At 68.1% G+C, this 561-nt stretch carries 1 protein-coding gene; it reads right to left on the bottom strand.

Annotated features, from left to right (window positions below; translation table 11 throughout):
- Window positions 1–561: acyl-CoA dehydrogenase family protein (locus L2C96_RS44225; protein WP_272884131.1), on the bottom strand; the 561-nt coding region annotated here is incomplete at both ends.

Below are 561 nucleotides of genomic sequence, written 5' to 3'. Positions count from 1 at the left end.
CTGGTACTCGCGCAGCAGGCCGCGGCTGATGATCGTCTTCTGGATCTCGCTGGTGCCCTCGCCGATGAGCAGGAACGGCGCCTCCCGCATCAGGCGCTCGATCTCGTACTCCTTGCTGTACCCGTAGCCGCCGTGGATGCGGAACGCCTCCTGCGTCACCTCGGCGCAGTACTCGCTCGCGATGAGCTTCGCCATGCCCGCCGCCACGTCGTTGCGCTCGCCGGTGTCCTTCAGCCGCGCCGCGTTGACCATCATCAGGTGCGCCGCCTCGACCTTGGTGGCCATCTCCGCGAGCTTGAACGCGATGGCCTGGTGCTGGGCGATCGGCTTGCCGAACGTCTTGCGCTGCTGCGCGTACTCCACGGCCAGCTCGAACGCCCGGATCGCGATGCCGCACGCCCGCGCCGCCACGTTCACCCGGCCGACCTCGATGCCGTCCATCATGAACGAGAAGCCCCTGCCCGGCGCCTCACCGAGGACCTGCGAGGCGGGGATGCGGAAGCCGTCGAACACCGCCTCGGTGGTGTCGACGCCCTTGTAGCCCATCTTGTCGATCTTGCC

It is taken from the genome of Amycolatopsis tucumanensis (assembly GCF_021654135.1).
In the GTDB taxonomy this organism is placed as follows: domain Bacteria; phylum Actinomycetota; class Actinomycetes; order Mycobacteriales; family Pseudonocardiaceae; genus Amycolatopsis_E; species Amycolatopsis_E tucumanensis.
The sequence above is the reverse complement of the archived record's forward strand: the minus strand, read 5'-3'. Positions and strand labels throughout refer to the sequence as shown.